This window comes from Janthinobacterium sp. 17J80-10 (assembly GCF_004114795.1).
Classification (GTDB): Bacteria; Pseudomonadota; Gammaproteobacteria; order Burkholderiales; family Burkholderiaceae_D; genus Paucimonas.
The window spans coordinates 1,549,479-1,567,860 of record NZ_CP035311.1 but is presented as its reverse complement, the minus strand read 5'-3'; the positions used below and the strand labels follow the sequence as shown (position 1 = coordinate 1,567,860).

17 protein-coding genes are annotated in these 18,382 nt (G+C 58.6%); 13 read left to right on the top strand and 4 right to left on the bottom strand.

The window, feature by feature from the left end; genetic code table 11:
- Positions 1-18 precede the first annotated feature (18 nt).
- Positions 19-2,616 carry a TonB-dependent receptor gene (locus tag EKL02_RS07095; RefSeq protein ID WP_128901402.1) on the bottom strand — a complete coding sequence of 866 codons (2,598 nt, stop codon included), beginning with the start codon at positions 2,614-2,616 and terminating at the stop codon, positions 19-21.
- A 127-nt stretch (positions 2,617-2,743) separates the two neighbouring features.
- On the opposite strand from EKL02_RS07095, the gene EKL02_RS07090 reads away from it, so the two are divergent.
- Positions 2,744-3,556: an ABC transporter ATP-binding protein gene (locus EKL02_RS07090; protein WP_128901401.1), complete on the top strand. Its 813-nt coding sequence runs from the start codon at positions 2,744-2,746 to the stop codon at positions 3,554-3,556.
- Positions 3,557-3,600: 44 nt separating this feature from the next.
- Here the strand turns inward: EKL02_RS07090 and EKL02_RS07085 are convergent, their stop codons facing one another.
- Together EKL02_RS07085 and EKL02_RS07080 are read right to left on the bottom strand one after the other, a co-directional pair.
- On the bottom strand, positions 3,601-4,389 hold the full coding sequence (locus tag EKL02_RS07085; RefSeq protein WP_128901400.1) for an ABC transporter permease: 789 nt from the start codon (positions 4,387-4,389) through the stop codon (positions 3,601-3,603).
- A 17-nt stretch (positions 4,390-4,406) separates the two neighbouring features.
- Complete coding sequence (locus tag EKL02_RS07080; RefSeq protein WP_128901399.1) at positions 4,407-5,165, bottom strand: ABC transporter permease; 759 nt, start codon at positions 5,163-5,165, stop codon at positions 4,407-4,409.
- A 112-nt stretch (positions 5,166-5,277) separates the two neighbouring features.
- Between EKL02_RS07080 and EKL02_RS07075 the strand changes: the two genes are divergently transcribed.
- From EKL02_RS07075 to EKL02_RS07065, 3 genes are read left to right on the top strand one after another with little or no spacing between them, the layout of a single operon-like run.
- Positions 5,278-5,499, top strand: a complete 222-nt coding sequence (locus EKL02_RS07075; protein ID WP_128901398.1) for a hypothetical protein — start codon at positions 5,278-5,280, stop codon at positions 5,497-5,499.
- Complete coding sequence (locus EKL02_RS07070) at positions 5,496-6,839, top strand: LLM class flavin-dependent oxidoreductase (protein WP_128901397.1); 1,344 nt, start codon at positions 5,496-5,498, stop codon at positions 6,837-6,839. The genes EKL02_RS07075 and EKL02_RS07070 overlap by 4 nt, the downstream gene beginning before the upstream one ends.
- 31 nt (positions 6,840-6,870) lie before the next feature.
- The gene (locus EKL02_RS07065) at positions 6,871-7,959 is read left to right on the top strand and encodes an ABC transporter substrate-binding protein (protein WP_128901396.1); all 1,089 of its coding nucleotides are present in this window, start codon (positions 6,871-6,873) and stop codon (positions 7,957-7,959) included.
- 181 nt (positions 7,960-8,140) lie between these two features.
- Here the strand turns inward: EKL02_RS07065 and EKL02_RS07060 are convergent, their stop codons facing one another.
- The gene (locus tag EKL02_RS07060; RefSeq protein WP_128901395.1) at positions 8,141-9,907 is read right to left on the bottom strand and encodes an ABC transporter ATP-binding protein; all 1,767 of its coding nucleotides are present in this window, start codon (positions 9,905-9,907) and stop codon (positions 8,141-8,143) included.
- Between the two features lie 201 nt (positions 9,908-10,108).
- Between EKL02_RS07060 and EKL02_RS18135 the strand changes: the two genes are divergently transcribed.
- The 9 genes from EKL02_RS18135 to EKL02_RS07020 all read left to right on the top strand — a co-directional run bounded on the left by EKL02_RS18135 (position 10,109) and on the right by EKL02_RS07020 (position 18,354).
- On the top strand, positions 10,109-10,246 hold the full coding sequence (locus EKL02_RS18135) for a hypothetical protein (protein ID WP_164931972.1): 138 nt from the start codon (positions 10,109-10,111) through the stop codon (positions 10,244-10,246).
- Positions 10,247-10,318: 72 nt separating this feature from the next.
- A complete protein-coding gene (locus EKL02_RS07055) occupies positions 10,319-11,062 on the top strand; it encodes a class II aldolase/adducin family protein (protein WP_128901394.1) in 744 nt (247 codons plus the stop codon).
- Positions 11,063-11,120: 58 nt separating this feature from the next.
- Complete coding sequence (locus EKL02_RS07050; RefSeq protein WP_206732464.1) at positions 11,121-12,212, top strand: PhnD/SsuA/transferrin family substrate-binding protein; 1,092 nt, start codon at positions 11,121-11,123, stop codon at positions 12,210-12,212.
- Positions 12,213-12,258: 46 nt separating this feature from the next.
- Positions 12,259-13,068 (top strand): ABC transporter permease, encoded by an 810-nt coding sequence (locus tag EKL02_RS07045; protein ID WP_241687815.1) that lies wholly within the window; start codon positions 12,259-12,261, stop codon positions 13,066-13,068.
- A gap of 32 nt (positions 13,069-13,100) precedes the next feature.
- Positions 13,101-13,868, top strand: a complete 768-nt coding sequence (locus EKL02_RS07040) for an ABC transporter permease (RefSeq protein ID WP_128901392.1) — start codon at positions 13,101-13,103, stop codon at positions 13,866-13,868.
- Between the two features lie 4 nt (positions 13,869-13,872).
- Positions 13,873-15,120: an MFS transporter gene (locus EKL02_RS07035; protein WP_128901391.1), complete on the top strand. Its 1,248-nt coding sequence runs from the start codon at positions 13,873-13,875 to the stop codon at positions 15,118-15,120.
- Positions 15,117-16,010 carry an ABC transporter ATP-binding protein gene (locus tag EKL02_RS07030; protein ID WP_128901390.1) on the top strand — a complete coding sequence of 298 codons (894 nt, stop codon included), beginning with the start codon at positions 15,117-15,119 and terminating at the stop codon, positions 16,008-16,010. The genes EKL02_RS07035 and EKL02_RS07030 overlap by 4 nt, the downstream gene beginning before the upstream one ends.
- A gap of 218 nt (positions 16,011-16,228) precedes the next feature.
- Positions 16,229-17,278, top strand: a complete 1,050-nt coding sequence (locus tag EKL02_RS07025) for an ABC transporter substrate-binding protein (protein WP_128901389.1) — start codon at positions 16,229-16,231, stop codon at positions 17,276-17,278.
- Complete coding sequence (locus EKL02_RS07020) at positions 17,278-18,354, top strand: ABC transporter substrate-binding protein (RefSeq protein WP_128901388.1); 1,077 nt, start codon at positions 17,278-17,280, stop codon at positions 18,352-18,354. The genes EKL02_RS07025 and EKL02_RS07020 overlap by 1 nt, the downstream gene beginning before the upstream one ends.
- Positions 18,355-18,382: the final 28 nt, after the last annotated feature.

The following is an 18,382-nucleotide window of genomic DNA, read 5'->3' as shown; positions in this document are numbered from 1 at the left end:
AGTCTCCTCCTTGGTCGGTTAGAATTTGGCAGTCAATGTCACGCCGAATGTACGCGGCAGACCGTACACTTCACGCGTCGCCGAATTGCCAGTGGCACTGCCGGTTGCCAGAACCGAATAAACTTCATCGGTCAGATTGCGCACAAATGCAGCCACTTCATATTTCCCATTAGCCGCCTGGTAGGCAATGCGGGCGTTACCAAACGAATAGGCGTCTTGCCACAACGTCGGCTCTGCCTGATCGATCGCGTTGAAGTACTGCTTGGTGCGGTAACTCCAGTCAGTGCCAAGGACGATGCCTGCGCCGCTCGCCAGCGGGATCCGGTATTCGAGATCCAGCGTCGCGCTCAATTCCGGCGCCCGGCTAAACTTGTTGCCGGTCGCATTCAGCGTCTGGCCGGATGCGGTCGACGAGTAGTTTGTATACTTCGTGCTCAGGTAACCCAGGCTGCCGGAAACGCGGAAGTTTGAAGTCGGCAACCAGCCAAGTTCCACTTCCAGGCCGCGCGAATAACCATCGGCAGCATTTTCCTGAACCTGGCGCGTGCCGCTTGCGGAGGTCGCGCTTGGCAACAGCACAGCTTCAATCTTGTCTTTGTACTTGTAGCCAAAAATTGCGGTATTCAGCGTCAAGCGACCGTCGAGCCATTGCGTCTTCAACCCCAATTCCAACGCATCCAGCGTTTCCGGCTCGAGTTTCTTGATCGTTCTGGTGGCGGCGGTGGGTTGATCAACGACAAAACCGCCTGCACGGAAACCATGCGAGTAGCGGGCATAGGTATTGATGTTTTCGTTAATCTTGTACTGCGGGGTAAAATCATAAGTAGTATTGCTCCACGTCGCGGACTGGTTTGCAGTCTGCAACGGGTCCAGACCATTGGTCACGGATCCGGGCAAGTAGAACGGCACCGTATCATTAAACGTCGCCGAGTTCGCCGCACCGCTACCGGAGTTGGTGCTTTGCAGATAATTCAGATTGAAGTCTTTTGACTCGGTGCTGCGCCGCAGGCCGGTAATCAGGGCAAGCTTCTCGGTGATGTTATAAGTCAGGCTACCGAAAATTGCCTTGGATGTCGTATCCTGATCGTATTGTTCCTGGTTCCAGCTGGCGGCAGAAAATCCGGCCGCAGAAGTACGGCTTGCATTGGCAACACGGTTGCTTCGGCTGACCGAATTGTTACTCATGGACTCGTCAAAATAATGGGCGCCGACAATCCAGCTGACCTTATCCTGTTTGGGCGAAGCCAGACGAAGCTCCTGGGTGAACTGGCGACTGTCCGTCAACTGATATCCATTACTGATCGGCAGTGCGAACGTCGAAGCACTTAAATTGGTGCGCTTGCCTTTGTCGAATGAAGTAATCGATGTCAGCGAATAGCGACCGATTGCCCAGTTTGCCGTAACCGACGCGCCGTCGGATTCGATTTCTTCCTGGCCATTACTGGCTGCTGCGATGGCATCGGCGCCGCGTTGCGCGCCCAGGTAAATCGGATTAGGGATCACCTGTTGCGGACCACGCACATAGAATGAAGGATTGACATCCCCCTTGGCCTTGCGCGTGCGCAGGCTGAACAGCAAGTCGAGATCGTCAGTCAGCAGCCAAAGTGCCTGGGCACGAAGCGCGGAATCCGATACCGCACCAGCTTTAGTGCCAGTGGTGATGTTATCTACCCAGCCATCGCGGTTCTCGTCATAAACCGAAATGCGGGCAGCGAGCTTGTCATCGACCAGGGTTCCGCCGACTGCACCCTGAAGTATTTTTTCATTGAAACTGCCATAACTGATCTTGGCATAGCCATTGGTATCGAAGGTCGGCTTCTTGGAAATGAAGTTGATCGCGCCGCCGGTGGTATTCTTGCCCCACAGCGTGCCTTGCGGGCCGCGCAACACTTCGACACGCTCGGTATCGAACAAGGGGAATGCCTGGATATAGACGTTATTCAAAAAAACGTCATCGTTATAAATGCCAATTGGACTGACCGTCGACGCCGCAGTCTCATTCGTTCCAATGCCACGTAAGAACCAGCGCGGGCGCGAACGCCCGTCGGTGGATGCTGCGGACGCGTTTGGAATAAACTGGGTGATGTCATTGGCTGTGTGGATCTGGTCAGACTTGAGCACCGTGTCTGCGCCGATGACGGAAATAGCGACAGGAACCTCTTGCAATTTTTCAGAACGACGTTGCGCCGTCACGACCACTGAACCCAGCGGATTGTCACCGTTGACCGCAGCCTTGTTCTCAGTGCTTTCTTTTTTATCCTTGACGTCAGTCGCTGGCGCCTTTTGGGCGTAGGACGATGACGCGCCGAAGGCGGCGATTGCCAAAGTCAACGCATAAGCCAACTTCTTTTGTCGAAATGGAACGTGCTTCAAATTACTCTCCTGGAAATGACAGTTCAAAAATATCTTTCGTACTGTCAACGCAAAAGCTGTGCCATGTTCATCTTCGAATGAAAAACGGCGAAATCCCGGCGCAATGGCCCAAGAGACTCCATGAGCTGCGCGACGGATATCAAGAATGCTGTCGTACGCATGATCGGAAATCAGCAGTTGTTGAAATAACGATTGATCGCTGCTGCAACTGCAGCAGCTGCGCGACAGCGCTTGTCTATTCAATGCGAAAGCACTTGGCGCAAAACCTGCTTATGTATTTGAGGATGACGTCAATTCGTCGCATATCAAAAAGCGCCGGCGATCAAGTCCAACCTGGACGCTGAATTTTTCAACTTTTCGTTATTTCTCAATGAATGCAATTACAGAAGCCAGCGCACCTATCCTGGCAACTCCATCCGATTGCACTGCAATCGCATTACGCGTCGAAGATGTGGGCAAGACCTACACGCTGGAAAGCAATGAATTGCGCGTACTGGACAATATCAACCTGAATATCAAGGAAGGCGAGTTCATCTCGATTGTCGGCGCATCGGGCTGCGGAAAGTCGACCCTGCTGCGCCTCATCGGCGGACTGGATATCGACCATGATGGAGCCATTGTCTATCAAGGCAGCACGGTGAAAGGGCCATCGCTCGAATGCGGCATCGTATTCCAGGAGCATCGCCTGTTTCCCTGGATGACAGTCGAGCAGAACATTGCCCTCGCCTTCGAAGCCACTTCCGTGCCAAACGCAGAGCGGCGCACGCGTGTGGCGGAGCAGATCAGGACTGTGGGACTCACCGGATTCGAAGGAGCCTACCCGCACCAGATTTCCGGCGGCATGTCGCAGCGCGTTGCAATCGCCCGCGCCCTGGTGCTGCGTCCGAAGTTACTTTTGCTGGACGAGCCATTCGGTGCATTGGATGCTTTGACACGCCTGAAATTGCAGCAGGAATTACAGCGTCTTTGGGAAAATGAAAGCCTGACGACGATCCTGGTCACCCATGATGTCGAAGAGGCGGTTTTTCTCGGCGACCGCATTGTCGTCATGAATGCGCGGCCGGGAACGATTCGACGCATCGTGCAGGTGCCAATTGCACGTCCAAGGACACGTTCCTCAACTGCTTTTCAAGCAATCAAGGAAGATGTGCTCAGTGATTTTTCCGATGATCGTCACGACTGAACATCCGGAATCATCCGAAGCAAACCGCCACCAGGGGCAAGCTATCAGTAAGCGGCGTTTCGCCAGCGCAGAAGCCTGTCGCTGGCCTTGCGGCACAATTTCTGCATCGCATAGCCGAGCCCTGCGATGAAAACCAGGCAAACGATCACGAGGTCCATCCTGGCCCCTGTCTGGGCGCGCTCCATCACGCCACTGATACCCGGGCCAACAGTAAACAGCAGTTCGGCTCCCACCGTCGACAGCCAGGCAAACGCGACCGCATGCTGAATGCCGATGCTGACGGACGGCATTGCGGCTGGGACCATGATCCGGCGGAAGGTCTGCCAGCGGCTGAGTTTGAGCGCGCGCGCCACCTCCAGCAGACGGGCATCGGCCTGATGCAATCCTTCATAGGCATTCAATGCCATTACTTCAAACACCGCCAGGCTGACAATCAGCATCTTGGAAAACTCGGTATTGCCAAACCAAAGTCCAATCAACGGGATCAGCGCCAGATTGGGAATTTGCCGTAGCGCCTGCAGGAGCGGGTTAAGCAGCAGATCGAGCGGACGCAGGAAGGCCATCAAAAATCCGATGCCAAAGCCACTGGCACACCCTATCGCAAATCCCTTGATTGCAGTTGTCAGGCTTGCGGCAAGATGGACCACAAGTTCGCCGCCCGTCAGGAGTTCGATGAAACTATCGCCGATACTGGACAGTGGCACGAAGGCATACGCGTATTCGACACTGATGCGGGAAAGCGACTCCCAGCCCAGCAGCACGGCAACAGGAAATGCCAATCCCAGCAGGATTTCCTTGCAGCGGGAGATCTTTGTTTTCGGATTTTGTGACATATACGTATGATCCTTACTCAGGCAGGACGCCAGCGGTTGAGACGGCGTTCGACGACTTTCACGCTGCGGTCCAGGGCAAATCCGATCAAGCCTGTGATCAGCATGCCGACCATTACGACGTCCATCCGGAACATTTGACGGCCAAATTCCATCATTTGCCCGATGCCGATTTCGGCAGCGAGCAATTCGGCGGCTACCAGGCTACCCCAGGACCGCCCGACCGCCAGGCGAAATCCGGTCAGCATGTCTGGCACAGTCGCCGGCAACAGAATGCGGAGAAGCACCACCCGGCGTGGCAGGCAGTATGCGCGGGATACCTCGATGTAACGCGCCGACACGCCCTTGACGGCGCCATACGCAGCCACTGCAAGCGTAAAAAATGATGCCTTGACGATGATAAGCAGCTTGAACGTCTCGCCAATCCCGAAGATCAGGATAAATATCGGGATCAACGCCACCGAGGGCACCTGGCGGACAACGTTGAATGTGGGCGTCGCAATCAGTTCAAGATTGCGCGATGCCGCCATCGCCACGCCGAACAGAATGCCGCAAACGCTGCCGATGGCAAGACCGATTGCCAGGCGCTGCAGGCTGATGCCGAGATGGTTTTGCAATTCCTGTGATTGCAGCAATTCGGTAAAAGCCTGCCAGACCTGCTGCGGCGGCACCAGTAGCTTGGGCGAATACCAGCCTTGCGCCGTGACATGGTGCCAGACAAGAAGCAGCAACACAAAGGGAAGCGCAGCAATGAATGTGGAACGGATGGAATGCTTCATCCATCAGGTTTCGCAATATTCGTGCCTGCGGCACGCCTTGCACCTTGCCCGCCTTGCCTGGCAATGAGCGGCATCTAGTCTGGCGCTTGCCAAGAAAATCCATGCCGTCAATTTGCTGCCTTCGCAGCAATGGAACGCAGGCGCTGTTGATATTCCAATCATCCAGCCTGCGCGCCTGTTGATTTTTCAGCGAACGCAACACCATCCGCGCGCCGCACAAGCTGAAATAACTGGCGTGATTTGTGCTGACTATTACTTGGTACATCCGCCATGCAGCGATTTTTTCAACCTTAAAGGCCAGCGCATCGATGGGCCGACATCTAATACACCATGAGCCAAAGAAAACGCCAATTATCCCTTTCGGTATTTGTTCAGCTATACGGGACCCACGCCCATGCCTGGCGCCAGCCGGGCGTCAGGGCTGGCGGCACACCGAGTCTCGCGGAGTGGGTAAAAATCGTCCAGACGCTGGAACGTGGCAAATTCGACTTCGCCTTTTTTGCCGACTTTGTTGGCAATGGCGGCGATGAAGTCAATACGATCGAGCGCCGGCCTCGCGGCGGCGGCTTCGAGCCCCTTACGCTGACGGCTGCATTGGCGAGTTTCTCCAAAAATATCGGACTTGTCGCCACCGTCAATACCAATTTCAATGAACCATACAACCTGGCACGTCGACTGGCCTCGATTGACCATCTGACGAACGGGCGCAGCGGCTGGAACGTCGTATCGTCATTGTCGGAGGGCGCGGAAAAAAGCTTCGGCGTGGCCCAGCCACTCGACCATGCGGGACGTTACGAGCGCGCGGCCGAATTCATCGACGTCTCCAAAAAACTCTGGGACTCCTGGGATGACGATGCCTTCGACTACGCCAGCAAGGAAAGCGGGGTTTTCCTGGAAGGCAAACGCGGCCATCCGGTACATCATCAAGGCAAACATTTTCAAGTCGATGCCTTGCTGGATATCGCCCGCCCGATTCAGGGCTACCCGGTGTTTTTCCAGGCAGGAAATTCGGATGCCGGTCGCGAATTTGCCGCGCAGTATGCAGAGGTCATTTACGCAGCCGCGCAAACCATCGAGGCGGCACAGGCGTTCTATTCCGATGTGAAAGGGCGGCTGGCCAAGTACGGGCGCGAGCCTGACGACCTGAAAGTGACTCCCGGCCTGTTTTACTTCATCGGCGCCTCACGCCAGGAAGCGCAGGAAAAATACGATTCCTTCCTGCAGGCGGTGGATTTGTCAGGCAAGCGCAATTTGATGGGTGTCGATGTTTCCGCCTATCCGCTGGACGGGCCGCTCCCCGAAAACATTCCCGAGCCGGTCAATGGTCGCGGACGCTGGCAACAGGTCGTTGCGCTGGCACGTCGGGAAAACCTCACGATCCGCGAACTGATCCTGCGCTTTGCCACCGTCCAGGGCCACCGCATCGTGATTGGCACGCCGGACGACATCGCCGACCAGCTGGCTGACTGGTTCCATAACGGTGCCGCCGACGGCTTTAATCTGAAGCCCGCGCTCTTGCCAAGTTCTCTGGACGACTTCGTCAACCTGGTGGTGCCGCAACTGCAAAGGCGCGGCATCTTCCGCACCGAATACGAGGGCACCACCCTGCGAGAACATCTCGGCCTGCATCGTCCGCCGAATGCCAATGCCTTAAAAGCCATCAAAGCCGCATGACTCCCGTTCCACTCTTACGAAAGGTAATGCCATGAGTAACAACAAGATCGATACCCTCTGGTTCACCCGCTGCGCTGGCAGCGGACGCGGCGGCGTTCCTACCGCCTCCGGCATCGCCTACCGGCTCGGCTGGCTGGATGATGAATTCATAAATGATGGCATCCAGCTGCGCTCACTGCAGGAAGACGGCAACCAGTCCCTGCGGCACCACCATTATGAACATGGCCTGGAAACCCTGATTCGCGAAGGCGGCAACCTGTTTGCCATTCCGGCCAAGGCACAGGGTGCAAAAACCCGCCTGATCGGCCTGACCTGGATCGACGAAGGCCAGTCCATCATCGTGCGACCGGATTCCGACATCCGCACGCCGCAGCAACTGAAAGGCAAGCGTCTGGGTCTGCCGGCGTTCCGTGATGCCGACATCGCCGAAAATCGCCGCGGCCGCAGCATTACCCGGTTCGGCAGTCTGGCGGGCTACAAGGGCGCGCTGGCTTCTGCAGGGCTGACGCTCGACGACGTCACTCTGGTCGAAATCGGCTCAGGCAATCCCGCCGCGACTGGCGGCGACAAGTTCGGCGGCTGGCAACAAAGCCTGCAGGCTCTGCTTGACGGCAAGGTCGATGGCGTCTATGTCAAGGGGGCCGCCGCTGCGGATGGCGCGCGCAAGCAGGGGCTGACGGTCGGCATCGACCTGGACAAGCTGCCGGAGAAGCGCTTCCGTGTCAACAATGGCACGCCGCGGCCGATCACTGTGCATGAACACTTCATCGAAAATCACTTTGACGTGCTGGTGCGCTTCCTGACGCAAACCCTGCGCGCCGCCGAATGGGCCAAGACCAACCTGAGCGCCGTGCACGAAATCCTGCAGGCGGAAACCGGAGGCACCGCAGAAGGCGTGGCCGCCGCCTACCGCGACGGCTTCCACCAGTCGCTGGCGCCGGACCTGTCTGCCGAACGAGTCGCCCTCTTCCGCCAGCAAAAAGACTTTCAGCTGGCGTATGGCATTCTTGACCGCGACTTCGATTACGATGCCTGGATCGATCCGCGTCCACTCGAAGAAGCGCAACGCCGTTTGCACGACTTGTCATACGCGGCAGGCACGCAAAAACGGGCTGCATGAAACCATCGATCCTGTCGCCGGCAACGGCGCCAGCATTTCGCATCTATCCATATACGATTAAATTCGATTACAGGACAGGGCCTCACGCAGTATAGTGAACCTGTCTCCTCCAACTCTCACTCTCCGAGACTGGATTGCGCCCGTCGAAAGCAATTTCGGCGGGCTTTTTTTGCGAGTGAAATTAGCCGGCAGCCGCATGCAGACGCCCATGCGTCTGCAACGTGAACAGGCGCGAATACAGCCCGCCTTCGCTTGCTGCCAGTTCAGCATGACGGCCGCGCTCGAGCAATTTTCCGCCCTGCAGCACCAGGATCTGGTCAGCATTCATGACCGTGCTCAGGCGGTGCGCGATGATCACCGAGCTGCGGCCCGATACCAGTCGTTCCAGGCCTTGCTGCACCAGATGTTCGGATTCCGAATCCAGCGCGCTGGTCGCTTCGTCGAGTATGATCAGCTGCGGATCCTTGAGAATCGCCCGTGCGATCGCAACACGCTGCTTTTCGCCACCGGACAGCTTGATGCCGCGCTCGCCCACCAGCGTCTCATATTGCCGCTCCATGCGCTGAATGAACGTATCTGCGTGCGCAGCCTGGGCGGCATCGCGCACTTCCTCCAGGGTCGCACCAGGACGGGCGAACGCGATGTTTTCGCCGATGCTGTCATTGAAAAGCGCGACATCCTGCAACACCACGCCCAGCAGCGCCCGGACGCTGCGCTGCTGGTATTCGCGCAGATCACGACCATTGATCAGAATGCGGCCCGAGGTGGGGTCGTAAAAGCGCATCAGCAACTTGACGATCGTGGTCTTGCCGCTGCCGCTGGTGCCAACCAGCGCCAGCGACTGCCCTGCTGCCATATGAAAGGAAATATCCTGCAATGCATAGTCTTCTTTGCCAGGATAGCGGAAATGCACATGCTCGAAGGTGATGCTTTCCAGTTTTGTCAACGCTTGCGCATGCGGCCTGTCTGCCAGTTCCGACTCCACATCGAGCAATTCCACCAGGCGTTCGGCCGTGCTTTCGATTTCGCCAGCCTGGTTGATCTGGCGGGCGATCGGCCCGATGGTATTGATCAGCGTTTGCGTCAGCGTCAATACCAGCAGAATATCGCCAGTGGTGAAACGTCCCTGCAAGGCGCCGTGCGCAGCCAGCGCCACTGCGGCGAACACACCAAAGGTATTCACCACGTTCAGGGCCTGCTCGGAGCGCCATTCAGTCACATGCAACTGGTTGCGTGCGACTTTCCACTGTGCTTGCGTGTCGTCGTAACGCTGCTTGACTGCTGGCTCGCCTCCAAAGCTGCGTACCGTGGCGATATTACCGACCATTTCTGCAAGCAAGCCGGTCATGCGGCCCGCCAGTGCCTGCCAACCCCGCCGGTAAGGCCTGGTCCAGTGCACGGTGCGATACGATATCCAGAAGTTAAAGATCAACACGCCAGCCATGATCAAGCCAATCACTGGCGCCTTGAATAGCAAAACGCCAATGATGAACAGCATCTGCAGCACGTTGGCAAGGGTACCTTCGGTCAGTGCCGATAGCCACATCGTGATGCTGGTGATGGTGCCGAAGCGGTCCATGATCTCGCCAACCCGGGTCTTCTCGAAATAGTCGATCGACTTTTGCGTCATGTTGTCGAAGACGCGCTGGCGAAACGTGCTGACTGTATCGAGCCACAAATCATCGGCCTGCTTGTTCTGCAACGCACCGAAAATCACGATGCCCAATCGCAATGCAAAGAACAGCCCGACGAGCAGGGTCACGGTCCAAGTCGCCTGTTCATGGCTGATGCGACCGGCAAGCATCGACGCTATCGCATCGACAATGCCTTTGTACAGGTAAGGGGTCGCAGTGCCGATCAGTCCGATCATGGTACCCACGGCGATCACGCCGATCACACGATTGCGGTATTCGGGGATGAACTGGATAGTTCTCCAGAGATTTTTCATGGATGGATATTAGAAGTGAAATTGATTCCGGGACGCGCAAGGCGCCCACTTAATCAGCAGGATTTATGCCCGTCAGTAAAAAAGCGCATAAGAATATGCGCTGTTTCAGCGCCAGCCCTGCATGTCCCGCGACTTTGGTCGGCACTTGTTGCGCGCAAAGCCGCACCGCGGCCTTACGCACCTGCTTGGGAAGCAACAACAATGCAACACGAACTGCTGCCAATTCAACACACGGTGTTTCAACCTGCGCTAGCTCCAGTGCTTGAAAGCCAGCACCTGCAATGGTTTGCGCTGCTCCTGTTCCCTATTCTTGCTGCTGGCACACCACTTGCAGAATGAGTGACGTCACGTCGACTGCTTAAAAAAGCAAAGAGAATTTATTTCCCGTCCTATCCACCAACGGAGAGCACAATGTCTGAAACAGCAGAAGCAAGCAAATCTCAAGTCAGCCCAGCCCTGAGCAAGGCTGCTCTGGAGTTTACGGAAAAAACCCGCCAGGCCGCCCAGCACGCGTTTGACGTGCTGCGCGAAACCGGCAGCATCACCGCCAACGGCACCGTCGGCTTTGTCGAGCGCATCCCTGGCGAAGATAAAATTGTGATTGTCAACTATCCAGGGCCATTCAAAAAAGGGCAACCGCCGGTCGCGTCAGTAATCGGCTTCGACGGCCAGGTGTACGCTGGCAAAAGCAATGGCGGGGGCAACCGGTATCTGAAACTGTTCCGCACCCATCCTGATGTCACCTCGATCTCACACGTGCACTCACCCTCGCTCGGCGCGTGGGCGCAGACCCACCGCACGCTGCCGGTACGCTATGTGCCGGTGCAGCGTTACCAGTTGTTCAGGGAAATTCCGATCTACATCGATCGCCGCCAGGCCGAAGTCGATTTCATTCTCGACGAAATCGAAAAAAATCCGCATACCACTGCCATTCTGGAGGCTAACGGCGGCTCCACTGTCTGGGGCAAACAGGGACTGGAAAAACTGGCCGAATTCATCCTGATCCTGGAAGAAGGCGCGACGATCCAGATCGCCGCCGAGGCCATTGGCGGCTCGCGCGATTTCGGACCCGGCGTGTTGCTGCAGCAGTGGAAGATGAGCGGCCTGGTTGAAAAAGCGCGCTCACTTTCGTTGTTGCCGGCAACAGATCTATAAGCAAGCAAGTTTGCGCGGCGCGTATCGGCGGCTTCTCGTATTCACAGGAAAAATTATCATGTCTGCATCTACAACATTTTCCGCAAGGCGCCGACGCGCCGCCGGTTTCCTCGCATGCATCGCGCTCATATCGATGCTGCCTCTGGCAGGCAGCGTTCACGCGGCCAATGGCGGGCTGCCGGAATCGGTTCGCATCGCCGCAGTCGCGCGCAATGCAACGTCGGGGAAAACCCTGTTCTCAGGTTCGTCGGCGCTGGTAGTCGAACAGCGCTGGCTGGAAACCGAGCTTGGCAAGCTGGGCGTCAAGCTCGAGTGGGTGCCTGTCACCACCAACTCGGTCGCCGCACAAGTCAATGAAGCGTTCGCCAACAAATCGATCGACTTTGCGCAGTACGGCGATCTGCCGTCGGTGATCGCCAATGCGTCCGGCCTGCGCACACAACTGGTCGTGCCGGGCGGCAGCCTGAACAACACCTACCTGGTCGTACCGGCGAACTCCACGGCACAATCGATCAAGGACTTGAAGGGCAAGAAAATTGCACTGCATCGCGGCCGCCCCTGGGAATATCCCTTCTCGCGACTCCTGGCGGCCAATGGCATGCGTCTGTCGGACGTCAAGATTCTCAATCTGAATCCCCAGGCCGGCGCCGCAGCGGTTGCCACTGGGGGCGCGGATGCATTCTTCACCTTGAGTGATGCCTTCCTGCTGGAAGACAAGCAGGTTGGGAAAATCATCTGGTCCAGCAAGAAACCGCCACACGACTGGAAAATGCGTGCCGAACTCTGGGGTGACAGTGGCTTCCTGAAAAAATATCCGCAGCTGGCACAATTGGTGGCAACCGCCTACGTACGCGTTCACCAGAACGCCTCAGTCGACAGCGGCAAGGAAGCATTCATCCGCCATGAAACCGAATCAGGGCAACTGGAAAGTGTCGTGCGCCGTGAGCTGGCGGACGATCATGCGCAGTGGAAAGCCCGCTGGGCGCCACTGTTTTCACCGGCCTTGCGCAGCCACTACGCTGCCGTGGCCGGCTATGCGAAAGAATCCCGTTTGATCAACAAGGCGGTTGCAGTCGATGAATTATTCGCGCCGCAGTTTGTCGAGCAAGCATTGACACAGCTGAAACTCCAGAATTTCTGGACACCCTGATCCTGGCGCCAAGCTCATGAGTTCTGCAATTACATCAAATCAAGCTTTGCTTCCATCCGCCATCGCGCCGGGAGCGGCAAGACCCCGCACCAGCCTGGCAGAGCGCTGGCTGGCCGCGCCATGGTCAGCCTGGACCTCGCCATTTTTATTGCTGCTGCTCTGGTCCCTCGCAACCCGCCTGGAGTGGATGCCGGAGCAAATCCTGGTGTCGCCACTGCAGGTTGCGCAATCCGCGCTCGAACTTGCGCAAAGCGGCGACCTGCTGGACCACCTCAGCGTCAGCCTCTATCGGCTGTTCGCCGGCTTTGGCCTGGGCTGCCTGTCGGGGCTTGCCTTCGGCATCCTGTTGGGCCTGTCCTCCGCCTTGCGCAGCTATGTCGACCCGCTGTTCAACGTCCTGCGCCAGTTGCCCACGGTTGCGCTGATTCCGCTGTTCATCCTGCTCTTCGGCATCGGGGAAAGCTTTAAAGTATTCATCGTCGTCAAGGCCACCTTTTTTGTCGTCGCGCTGACGGTACATGACGCAATCCGCAGCCTGTCGGTGCGCCTGTTCGAAGTAGGTGAAGTCTATTGCTTCACGCGCGGCCAGGTTGTGCGCAGGATCGTCTTGCCGGCGATTGTCCCCGCCGCACTGACCGGCGTGCGGCTTGCCCTTTCACGGTCGTGGATGGTGCTGGTCGGCGCCGAATTGCTGGCGGCCGACAGCGGCCTGGGCCAGATGATGGAAATGGGACGGCAGATGTTTCGCCTCGATATCGTCATGGTCGGCGTGGTGATTACCGGCTTGATCGGCTTTTCTCTGGACCGCGGCTTTCGCTTGCTCGAATCGTATCTGATGCGCTGGAAGCGCCATTGAATGTTATTGAATTTTTAATTGCAAAAATAGTCATGAAAAAATCACGATTCATCGCTGTTATAAAAGGCCTGTTGCTGCCGGCATTGCTGCTCGCGGCCTGGGAATGGGGCTCGCGCCAGGGCGCCCATGCAGCCTATGTATTCGTCTCATTGACGGATTTATGGCATAGCCTGCTGCAGATGATCGGCTCGGGCGAGTTGTGGCTGCACCTGCGCGCCAGCCTGTCGCGCACTCTCGCCGGCCTGGGCATCGGCGCCAGCATCGGCATCGCGGTTGGCACACTGATGGCGCAGTCACGCATTGCCGAGCGCCTGATCGGTCCGCTTTTCCACAGTATCCGCCAGGTCCCTCTGCTTGGCCTGATACCGCTGCTGGGTTTATGGGTTGGCAATGGCGATCCAGCCAAGCTGCTGGTCATTGTCATCGCCTCGTTTTACCCGACCGTGCTGAATACCTGCGAAGGCATCCGCCACGTCGAACAGCGCTACCGCGAGGTCGGCAGTATCCTGACACTGTCGCGCACGCAGACATTCCTGCGCGTGCTGCTGCCGGCGGCAATGCCATCGATCGTCACCGGCATCACGCACGCGCTGGCATTCGCCTGGTTGTCATGCATGGGCGGAGAGCTGCTGTTTTCCGCCGGTCCCGGCATTGGCTCGCTGCTGCTGAATGGCGAAGTGGCCGGCCGCATGGACGTGGTGCTGCTGGCTGTGCTGGTCATTGCACTGTCGGCACAAGCCATGAACATTGCCTTCAACCGGCTCGCACGGCTTGTGGTGCGTGGCCAGAGCAGCCAGTGACGCGATGAGCCTGCTACGCACACCCGCCGAGATACGGAATTTCCTGATCGGCTTCGTCGGCCTGACCCTGGTGTCAGGCCTGACCATCGGCATGAACAAGGTGCTCGCCACCCTGCTCGGGCTGCATCTGAACGTCAGCAACCTGCAACTGGCGACCATCAGCAGCGCCGAGACTTTTGCCATGGCGCTGGGCACGCTGCCGGCCGGCTATATCCTCTCGCGCGGCAATCCGAAATATCTGTACGCAGGCGTCAGCCTGACATTGGCAGCCATATTCTGCATCCTGCCATGGTTGCCACACTGGCAATGGGTGGCATTGATCATGTTCCTGGTGGGGCTGTGCATCTCGCTACGCGTTGTCGCGATGAGCACCGTTTTCCTGGTGCGCCTGCCTGAACTCGGCCAGGGCAAGGCTGGCTGGTACAAGGGCACGCTGATGCTGGGCATTCAGTTCCTCGGCCCCCTGAGCGGCAATTACCTGATCGCTCATCTGGGCCTGCAAGCCGGCTTTGTCGTCTCGGCGCTCATGTTTACCATCCTCGCCGTGCTGGGCTGGCAAATCCTGCCGAGCTCTACCGGCAGCAGAAAGACCGTAGGCGGTCAGATCCACGCCAGCAGCTGGCGCGAACTGCTGCAACTGCCGGCCGTGCGCATCACCTATCTGTTCGAGATCCTAGCAAGCTTCACCGCATCGAGCGTCGGCGTATTTTCGATCCTGCTGGCGATCCGCGTGTTGCGCTGGCCGCAGGAACATGCAGTTTGGCTGATGGCCACGCAGGGGTTGGGCTTTGTTGCGGTGCTGCTACTGCTTGGCAAGGCCGTGTTGCAGAGCAGGCACCGCGACCGCTATTACGCCTTGGCCCACCTTGCCATCATGCTGTCGCTGCTGTTGTTTGGTCTGTTTCCGACCAGCGCCACCTATCTATTTGCCGCCGCCCTCCTCGGTCTGGGATTGGGGGTCAACAGCCTGGTCAACACTGACCGCATCGCGCATGCGCCTGTCGACAAGGCCAAGATTTCCTCGCACCTGACCCTGTTCGGCATGGCCGGCGGGACCATCGGTGCGCTGGCCGCCGGCCACCTGGCCGACGTGATCGGATTGCGCCAGGTTTTCCTGATCTGGCTGGCCCCCTGGTTGGCCGCCTGGTTTTATTTTCATGGGCAGCGCAGCGACCGACGCGATGCGCTTGCCACCCGTCCCCCGGTTGCGCTGGACGCGCTGGCACCCCCACAAGGAGAAGTAACACGATGAATGCCCCCATACCCGCCGCGATACTGAATCAGTCTGCCTCTCAGGCCAGCGCCCGGCGCGCTTCCGGCGGCCTGGTGATCAACCATGTCAGCAAATCGTTTCAACTGAAGGGCGAGCAGCTGAAAGTGCTGGACGACATCAGCTTTCGCGTAGAGCCAGGGGAGTTCGTGGCCATCGTCGGCGCCTCCGGCTGCGGCAAATCCACCCTCCTGCGCTTGCTGGCCGGGCTGGACACCGAATATGAAGGCCAGCTCCTGCACGACGACGCGGCGATCCACGGCACCGACCTGCGTCGCGGCCTGGTGTTCCAGGATCACCGGCTGTTTCCCTGGCTGACAGTCGAACAGAACGTCAGCCTGGCGTTCACCAATACGGATGTGCCGGCGGCGCAAAGGCGCGAACGTGTTGCCGCGGAAATTTCCCGTGTCGGTCTGGACGGCTTTGCCGATGCCTACCCGCACCAGCTTTCCGGTGGCATGTCGCAGCGCGCCGCGATTGCGCGGGCGCTGGTGGGACGACCGGATGTGTTGCTGCTGGATGAGCCGCTGGGCGCGCTTGATGCGCTGACCCGGTTGCGCATGCAGCAGGAGTTGCGCCGCCTGTGGCAGGATGAAGGCATCACGATGCTGATGGTGACCCATGACATCGAGGAGGCGGCCTATCTGGCCGACCGCATCGTCGTCCTGGATGCACGGCCCGGCCGTATTCGCCGCATTCAGACGGTACCGCTGGCCCACCCGCGCCAGCGCGGCCAGGCCGAATTTGTCGCCATCCGCGACGGCTTGCATGCGGATTTCGTCGAACTCGTGGATGGCGACGCGCCACTGCCTGCCCCCGCCGCGATCGGCCGATGGAATGCCGATGACTGGGCCAGCCGTATTGCGCTCTAGGCCGCACGCAAGGGCAACTTGCGCATATGCCAGCAGCCCGCTGCTGGCATATCAACAAACCGGTCGCTCGCGCAGCGTTGTCAACGCCAGTTTCTGGCAAAAATCCGCGCATAGCTCTGGCATCGCTCTTGCAACAGCATGTCCGACGCGTCTACTGCCAAATGACTGGCGAATGCCGTTTTTCCACCTATTAACGCCCTCAATTTCTGGAGAATGTAATGAGCAATGCACTCGACACGCTTTGGTATACCCGTTGCCCGGTGCCGACCGGCCTTGGCATCGCTGTTCAAAAAGGCTGGCTGGAAGATGCCTTCCGCGCGCAATCCACCAACATCGCTTCGCTGCGCGAGTCCAATGACAAGGCCGTTCGCGAATCGCACTTCGATCATACGCTGCAAAACTCGGTGCGCCATGGCGGCAACATCCCGGCGATCTGGGCCCGCTCGATCGGCCGCGAAACGCGCGTGCTCGGCCTGTCCTGGGCCGACGAAACCCAACGCATCCTGACCCTGCCCGACAGCGGCATCAACACCGTGCGCGACCTCAAGGGCCGCCGCTTCGGCTTGCCGAAATGGGTCAACGCGCAAATCGACTTTTCCCGCGCCCAGGCCATCCGCGGCCTGGAAAACGCCTTGAAGCTCGACGGCCTGAGCGTGGCCGATGTCGAACTGGTCGATTACGTGATCGATGCCGGCCAGAGCGATGCGCCGGCCGAACGGGTCGCCGGCGTCAATGTGTTCAGCGGCCGTCGCGCCGGCCAGAATTCCGAGCTGGTCGGCCTGCTGCGTGGCGAAGTCGATGCGATCTTCCTGAAAGGCGCACACGCCGCCCATGCAGCCAATCAGTTCGGCCTGCATACCGTGATCGATACCGGCATCCACCCCGAGCCGCTGATCCGCGCCAACAATGGCACGCCTCGTACCCTGACAGTCGACCTGAACCTGCTCGACCAGCATTTCGATTCGGCTGTGCGCATTGTCGACCAGGTGTTGCGCGCCGAAGCCTGGGCCCACACCCATCCGGACGAAACGCGCCGTTTCCTGGCACGCGAAAGCAATACCAGCGAATTCTGGGTCACCAAAGCCTACGGCGACGATGCCCACTTGCGCTTGCGCACCGATCTGTCGGAAACCTCGATTGCCGGCCTGCAGGATTTCAGCGACTTCCTGTATCGTTGGAAATTCCTGCCGAACCCGGTGGACGTGCGCAGCTGGATCGATGCACGACCATTCGAAGCCGCCCAAGCCCTGCTGAAACAGGCGGCGTGATGGCGGGTGCTGGCATTTTCAAACACGCCGGCGCTGCCCTGAAGCTGGCCCTGCTGCTATGTGCAGCAGGGCCAGCCTGGTCGCAGCAGCCCGAAGTCGTGCGCATCGCCACCACTGCCTTTGCCGAGGCTGGCAAGACGGCCCTGAACGGCGTCGCCTACCGGGTGCAACTGGACGGCTGGCTGGAGCAGGAATTGAAAAAGCGCGGCGTCAGGCTGGAATGGTTCCCGGTGACTGGCGACACCGGCGCCACCATCAATGAAGCTTTCGCCGGCGGCCGCATCGATTTTGCCAGCTACGGCGACCTGCCTTCGGTGATCCTGAACGCCGGCAATGTGCGTACCCACGTGGTGGTGCCGGCAGGACAAGGTTCCGACCAGTTTTTGCTGGTCCCCACAAGCTCCACCGCAAAGTCGATCCACGACCTGAAAGGCAAGCGCATCAGCGTGCACCGCGGGCGTCCCTGGGAACTCGGATTTCGCCATCTTCTCGAGGATAACCGGCTTAAGCCGACTGATTTCAAGCTGGTCAACATGGACGTCAAGCCCGGCACCGCCGCACTGGCAAGCGGTGCGGTTGATGCCTTGTTCATGATCAATGGTTATCCGGTCGAAGACAAGGGCATCGGCCGCATCATCTGGAGCAGCAAGGGCCGGATTGACCGGAAAATGCGCGCTGAGCTCTGGGCCAAGAAGGACTTCACGCAAAACAATCCGGCACTGACCGAACTGGTCGTCACCGCGTGGTTGCGGGCACAGCACTGGTCGGCGCAGGATGCCAACCGCGACGCCATCATCAAGGATGGTACCCGCAATGGCACGCCGGAAAGTGTCGTGCGACGCAGCTACGATGACCCCACCCTGCCCTGGAAGGACCGCTGGTCACCGCTGTACGATGACGTGGTCTACAGCCATTACCGGCGCGTGGTCGCGTTCGCGAAAGAGCAAAACCTGATCCGCAAGAACTTGAACGCGGACGAGTTGCTGGAGCCGAAGTTCGTCAATGCCGCCATCAAGAACCTGGGCTTGACCACTTTCTGGTCGGCGCACAAGCCCGTCGCTGCAGCGCCCCGCTGAGATTTTCCTGACAGCGGATTCCCGCCGG

Excerpts from the sequence above, each read along its gene's own strand:
- EKL02_RS07065 (WP_128901396.1), top strand. The coding sequence starts at position 6,871 with ATGAGTAACAACAAGATCGATACCCTCTGGTTCACCCGCTGCGCTGGC.
- EKL02_RS07090 (WP_128901401.1), top strand. The coding sequence starts at position 2,744 with ATGAATGCAATTACAGAAGCCAGCGCACCTATCCTGGCAACTCCATCC.
- EKL02_RS07055 (WP_128901394.1), top strand. The coding sequence starts at position 10,319 with ATGTCTGAAACAGCAGAAGCAAGCAAATCTCAAGTCAGCCCAGCCCTG.
- EKL02_RS18135 (WP_164931972.1), top strand. The coding sequence starts at position 10,109 with ATGCAACACGAACTGCTGCCAATTCAACACACGGTGTTTCAACCTGCG.
- EKL02_RS07030 (WP_128901390.1), top strand. The coding sequence starts at position 15,117 with ATGAATGCCCCCATACCCGCCGCGATACTGAATCAGTCTGCCTCTCAG.
- EKL02_RS07085 (WP_128901400.1), bottom strand. The coding sequence starts at position 4,389 with ATGTCACAAAATCCGAAAACAAAGATCTCCCGCTGCAAGGAAATCCTG.
- EKL02_RS07070 (WP_128901397.1), top strand. The coding sequence starts at position 5,496 with ATGAGCCAAAGAAAACGCCAATTATCCCTTTCGGTATTTGTTCAGCTA.
- EKL02_RS07040 (WP_128901392.1), top strand. The coding sequence starts at position 13,101 with ATGAAAAAATCACGATTCATCGCTGTTATAAAAGGCCTGTTGCTGCCG.
- EKL02_RS07025 (WP_128901389.1), top strand. The coding sequence starts at position 16,229 with ATGAGCAATGCACTCGACACGCTTTGGTATACCCGTTGCCCGGTGCCG.
- EKL02_RS07035 (WP_128901391.1), top strand. The coding sequence starts at position 13,873 with ATGAGCCTGCTACGCACACCCGCCGAGATACGGAATTTCCTGATCGGC.
- EKL02_RS07060 (WP_128901395.1), bottom strand. The coding sequence starts at position 9,907 with ATGAAAAATCTCTGGAGAACTATCCAGTTCATCCCCGAATACCGCAAT.
- EKL02_RS07050 (WP_206732464.1), top strand. The coding sequence starts at position 11,121 with ATGTCTGCATCTACAACATTTTCCGCAAGGCGCCGACGCGCCGCCGGT.
- EKL02_RS07080 (WP_128901399.1), bottom strand. The coding sequence starts at position 5,165 with ATGAAGCATTCCATCCGTTCCACATTCATTGCTGCGCTTCCCTTTGTG.
- EKL02_RS07020 (WP_128901388.1), top strand. The coding sequence starts at position 17,278 with ATGGCGGGTGCTGGCATTTTCAAACACGCCGGCGCTGCCCTGAAGCTG.